The organism is Cupriavidus sp. 01L46 (assembly GCF_056399905.1).
The window spans coordinates 1-5,314 of sequence record NZ_JBFTSF010000378.1 but is presented as its reverse complement, the minus strand read 5'-3'; the positions used below and the strand labels follow the sequence as shown (position 1 = coordinate 5,314).

General features: G+C 64.3%; 4 protein-coding genes, 1 tRNA gene and 1 pseudogene. 2 read left to right on the top strand and 4 right to left on the bottom strand.

The window, feature by feature from the left end:
• Positions 1–10 precede the first annotated feature (10 nt).
• From AC1DS3_RS34735 to uvrC, 3 genes are all read right to left on the bottom strand, one after another.
• Positions 11–86: transfer RNA gene (locus AC1DS3_RS34735), tRNA-Gly, on the bottom strand.
• A 167-nt stretch (positions 87–253) separates the two neighbouring features.
• Complete coding sequence (gene pgsA, locus AC1DS3_RS34730; RefSeq protein WP_150983177.1) at positions 254–856, bottom strand: CDP-diacylglycerol--glycerol-3-phosphate 3-phosphatidyltransferase; 603 nt, start codon at positions 854–856, stop codon at positions 254–256.
• A gap of 103 nt (positions 857–959) precedes the next feature.
• Positions 960–3,101 (bottom strand): excinuclease ABC subunit UvrC, encoded by a 2,142-nt coding sequence (uvrC, locus tag AC1DS3_RS34725; protein WP_477128965.1) that lies wholly within the window; start codon positions 3,099–3,101, stop codon positions 960–962.
• 112 nt (positions 3,102–3,213) lie between these two features.
• Between uvrC and earP the strand changes: the two genes are divergently transcribed.
• The gene (gene earP / locus AC1DS3_RS34720) at positions 3,214–4,416 is read left to right on the top strand and encodes an elongation factor P maturation arginine rhamnosyltransferase EarP (RefSeq protein ID WP_477128964.1); all 1,203 of its coding nucleotides are present in this window, start codon (positions 3,214–3,216) and stop codon (positions 4,414–4,416) included.
• A 126-nt stretch (positions 4,417–4,542) separates the two neighbouring features.
• Positions 4,543–5,103, top strand: a complete 561-nt coding sequence (efp, locus tag AC1DS3_RS34715) for an elongation factor P (RefSeq protein ID WP_043347839.1) — start codon at positions 4,543–4,545, stop codon at positions 5,101–5,103.
• A 73-nt stretch (positions 5,104–5,176) separates the two neighbouring features.
• Here the strand turns inward: efp and AC1DS3_RS34710 are convergent.
• Positions 5,177–5,314, bottom strand: a pseudogene (locus AC1DS3_RS34710) (IS4 family transposase); the annotation flags it as partial.

Genomic DNA, 5,314 nt, shown 5'->3' with positions numbered 1-5,314 from the left:
CCTTTGGGATTGGAGCGGGAGACGAGGCTCGAACTCGCGACCTCAACCTTGGCAAGGTTGCGCTCTACCAACTGAGCTACTCCCGCAGGATCCTGCTAACTTCTTACCCAAAACACAGCTTATGTGCCGATACTGCTCACATCTCGCTACATTCTTGCTGCTTTTCGCTTCGTTCGGTTTGTTTCGTCAGAAGCGAGAACAGGATTATTGCAAATCAGCGGCGTGGTCGTCAAGCATATTTTTCATCGAATCATCACTTTTGTGCGGTGGCCTCGCCACTTAGGCCACTGCGCTCGCGAATCTGCGGCCACGCCAGCTTCATGTAATAGAACATCGACCACAGGGTCAGCACCGCCGCCACATAGATCAGCCATGCGCCCAGCACGGAAGCATCGACGATGCCGAGCAGGCTATCGTTGAAGAGCAGCAGAGGGATCGCGATCATCTGGAAGGTGGTCTTGAGCTTGCCGAGGAAATTCACCGCGACGCTCTTCGACGCCCCGATCTGCGCCATCCACTCACGCAACGCGGAGATGGTGATCTCCCGGCCAATGATCACCAGCGCGATCAGGTCGGCCACCCGGCCCAGCGCCAGCAACGACAGCAGCGCGGCCGCCACCATCAGCTTGTCGGCCACCGGATCGAGGAAGGCGCCGAAGGACGAAGTCTGGTTCCAGCGCCTGGCCAGGAAACCGTCCAGCCAGTCGGTGACCGCGGCCACGATGAAAAAACCGGCTGCCGTCATGTTCTTGGCATGCATGGGCAGCCATGCTTCGGGCAGGTAGTACACGCCCACCACGAGGGGAATCATGGCAACACGGAGCCAGGTCAGCAGGATCGGTATATTCAGCGGCATGGGGGCTCGGAACGAGACGACGGCAATGGGCAACGCCGAGATTGTCGCCTATTTCAACGATGGCCGAGCATTTCCTGCCACATGGGCGTCGGATTTGGCCGGATCAATGTAGCTGCCGATAGATTTCCTCAGCCAGCGCGTGCGAGATGCCATCGACGCTGGCCAGTTCGTCGATGCTGGCCGCGACCACCCCGCGCAGGCCGCCAAAGCGCGTGAGCAGCTTCTGCCGGCGACGGGCGCCGACGCCCTCGATCTCCTCCAGCCGCGAGGTGTTGCGCACCTTGGCGCGGCGCGCGCGCATGCCGGTAATGGCAAAGCGGTGCGCCTCGTCGCGAATCTGCGCCACCAGCATCAGCGCCGCACTGCCCTGCCCCAGCTCCAGCGAAGGACGGCCATCGGCGAAGATCAGCGTCTCCAGCCCGACCTTGCGGCCCTCGCCCTTGGCCACGCCGACCAACAGCCCGATATCGAGGCCAAGCTCCTCGAACACCTGGCGCGCAACCTCCACCTGGCCCTTGCCGCCATCGATCAGCACCACGTTCGGCACCAGCGCCAGCGCACTGGACGCCCCCGCCTCGCCGCCTTGCTCGCCCCCCTCGGGGACGGGCTCCTGCCCCTGCGCYTGCTCCAGCATCTCCACCAGCTTCTGGTAGCGTCGGGTCAGCACCTGACGCATGGCGGCGTAGTCGTCGCCGGGCGTGATGTCCTGGATGTTGTAGCGGCGGTACTCCGCGTTCTGCATCTCATGATGGTGGAAGACCACGCAAGACGCTTGCGTGGCCTCGCCAGCGGTGTGACTGATGTCGAAGCACTCGACCCGCAGCAACGCGAGGTCTTCCATGTCGATGCCGATCGTCTCGGCCAGCGCCCGCGTACGGGCCTGCTGGCTGCCTTGCTCAGCCAGGCGGCGTGACAGCGCCAGCTCGGCGCCTTTCTGCGCCATCTCGAGCCAGGACCGGCGCTGCCCCTGCGGCTGGCGCACCAGCGTGACCTTGCGCCCCGCCTGCATCGTCAATGCCTCCAACAGCGCCTTGTCTGGCGGCAGGTGGCTCACTACCAGGATCGGCGGCACGGCCTGGTCCAGATAGTGCTGCGCCATGAAAGCGGACAATACCTCGGCGGCGATGCGCTCGACCGGTATGCCGGCCGGACCGCCGGGCGCTGCCGCGCCTTCGCCAGCCGCAACGCCCGGCTCGATCGCCGCGCTGGCACCGGCATCGTCGTCCTGGTGCCCGACAATCATCGCGCCCTCCTCGACGTGCGCCGGGAAATAAGCCTTGTCGCCGAGATGACGGCCGCCGCGCACCATCGCCAGGTTGACGCACGCACGGCCACCCTCCACCGCCACTGCAAGCACGTCGATGTCGCTGGACTGCCCAACCTCCTCCACGGCCTGCCGCTTGAGCACGGTGGACAGCGCGCCAATCTGGTCGCGCACCGCCGCCGCCTGCTCGAACTCGAGCCGCCCGGCGTGCTCTTCCATCTTCGCCTGCAAGCCTTCGAGCACCTCGTTCTGAYGGCCTTGCAGGAAGCGCGCCGCGTTGCTGACATCGCGCGTGTAATCCGCCTCGCTGATGGCGCCCACGCAAGRCCCGGTGCAGCGGTGGATCTGATGCAGCAGGCAAGGCCGCGTGCGATTGGCAAAGACGGTGTCCTCGCAGGTACGCAGCTGGAACACGCGCTGCAGGATCTGCATGCTTTCCCGCACAGCGCCAGCGCTGGGGAAAGGCCCGAAATACTGATGCTTGCGGTCGGTGGCGCCGCGGTAGTAGGCCATGCGCGGGAAGCGATGGCTGGTCAGCTTGACGAACGGATACGACTTGTCGTCGCGGAACAGGATGTTGTAGCGCGGCGCCAGCGCCTTGATCAGGTTGTTCTCCAGCAGCAGCGYCTCGGCCTCGGTGGGCACCACCGTGGTATCGATGCGCACGATCTTGGCCACCATCATGGCAATGCGCGGCGACAGCAGCGTCTTGTTGAAGTAGCTGGAAACGCGCTTTTTCAGGTCGCGCGCCTTGCCCACGTAAAGGACATTGCCCTGGGCATCGAAGTAGCGGTAGACCCCGGGCAGGCCGGGCAATTGCGCAATCACGGCCTTGGCGTCGAACGGCGCGTCCGGCACGGGTTCGGCAGGTGCCGCGCAAGGGGCCGCCGAGGACGCTTCGGTCGGCTGCTCGGGTAGCCCATCCGGCTGGGCGGAGGCGGGCGCGCCCTGATCGTGGGGTTCAGGTTCCTGCTGGGACATCGGTAGCGAATTGACCGTGGGTTGGCTGGTGGCGCGCATGCCCGGCGGGGCCATGGCGCAACAAGCTCTAAAATCGCAAGTTTAGAGCAAATCCTCGCGGAGTCCCGCCACCATGCCCACTCAGCCCGATCGCGCCATCCGCTCCTGGGACATCTTCTGCACCGTCATCGACAACTATGGCGATATCGGCGTCTGCTGGCGGCTGGCACGCCAGCTGGCCCAGGAACACGGCCACGCCGTGCGCCTGTGGGTGGACGACCTGGCCAGCTTCGCGCGCCTTGCGCCTGGCCTCGACATCGCCGCCCCAGAGCAAGTGCTTGCCGGCGTGACGATTCGCCCGTGGCAGCGCACGKACCAGGAAAGCGCCCAGGAGAGCGCCGCGCGCTTCGCGGGGGTCACGCCGCACGACGCGGTGATCGAGTCCTTCGCCTGCGACCTGCCGGCCGCATTCCTGGCCGCCATGGCTGCATGCGAGCCCAAGCCGGCCTGGATCAATCTCGAATACATGAGCGCCGAACCCTGGGTCAGGGAACACCACGGCATGGCCTCGCCCCACCCGCGCCTGCCGCTGATCAAGTATTTCTTCTTCCCCGGCTTCGAGCCCGGCACGGGCGGCCTGCTGCGCGAAGCCATGCTCGGCATGCAGCGCGAGCACCTGCGCACCAGCCCCGCGGCCCAAGCGGCACTCTGGCATCGCCTTGGCTTCCAGCCCATCGACGGCGCGCTGAAAGTCAGCCTGTTCGCGTATGCCAACGCCGCGTTGCCGGCGCTGCTCGCGCAATGGCGGGATGGCCCGGAGCCCGTCCAGTGCCTGGTCCCGGCCGGCCTGGCGGCGCAACAGGCAAGCGAATGGTTCGGGGCGGCCGGTTGCATGCCCGGCAGCGCCTTCGAGCGCGGCAACCTGACCGTACAGGTGGTGCCCTTTGTGCGCCAGGAGCACTACGATGAACTGCTCTGGCTATGTGACCTGAACTTCGTGCGTGGCGAGGATTCGTTCGTGCGCGCGCAGTGGGCCGGCCGGCCCTTTGTCTGGCATATCTACCCGCAATCCGATGCGGCGCACATGGTCAAGCTCGATGCCTTCCTGGCTTTGTTCCTGCAGCGGCTGGAACGAAGCGGTCAGACTGAGGTTGCCAATGCACTTTCCACCTTCTGGCACAGCTGGAATAAGGATGGTGAATCACCTGACTGGTCGCGCCTGCGTGCCCATCTGCCCGTGCTGGGTGCGGCCACCGAGCAGTGGCAGCGCAGCCTGCAGCACCTTGGCGACCTGGCCGCAAATCTCGCGGCCTTCTGCGAAAATCGGGTAAAATAGCGGGTTATTTTGATGGTGACCAGGCCGGAAGACGGAAACGCCCCGCGCAAGCTTGCGTGCAGTGTGTCGGCAGAGCGCCTTCGCCATACCGAATTCCGAGACATTCTTTTTCAGGAAATAGTTCAGATGAAAACCGCACAAGAACTCCGCGTCGGCAACGTATTCATGATCGGTACCGACCCGATGGTCGTGCAGAAGGCTGAGTACAACAAGTCGGGCCGCAACTCCGCCGTGGTCAAGATGAAGTACAAGAACCTGCTGACGGAAGCCCCGGGTGAATCCGTCTTCAAGGCTGACGACAAGTTTGAAGTCGTGATGCTGGAACGCCGCGAATGCACCTACTCGTACTTCGCCGACCCGATGTACGTGTTCATGGATACCGACTTCAACCAGTACGAAGTCGAGCAGGACAGCATGGGTGACTCGCTGAACTACCTCGAAGACGGCATGACCGTCGAAGTGGTGTTCTACAACGACAAGGCCATCTCGGTGGATATGCCGACCACGCTGGTCCGCGAGATCACCTACACCGAGCCGGCCGTCAAGGGCGACACCTCGTCGGGCAAGGTGCTCAAGGGCGCCAAGATCAACACCGGCTTCGAGCTGCAAGTGCCGCTGTTCTGCAGCATCGGCGACAAGATCGAAATCGACACCCGTACCGGCGAATACCGCAGCCGCGCAAACTAAGCGCAGCTGATTCGCCGCCATCCGCAGCGCGGGTGGCGCAACGGAAAAAKGGCAGCTTCGGCTGTAATGCCGTTCAGTTAAGGTCCCTATTGAGGAAGCGAACGGCATAGCGTGAAGGGCGGGACTTGACGACCCGGTCGCATGAGCGACCGGGTCGTTTCACATTGGGCAGCGACTTTAGGCGCTCGCGTAGGCGCTGCAGGCAGGCGGG

Bases quoted from the DNA above. Each gene is read 5' to 3' on its own strand.
- pgsA (WP_150983177.1), bottom strand. From the start codon at position 856: ATGCCGCTGAATATACCGATCCTGCTGACCTGGCTCCGTGTTGCCATG.
- efp (WP_043347839.1), top strand. From the start codon at position 4,543: ATGAAAACCGCACAAGAACTCCGCGTCGGCAACGTATTCATGATCGGT.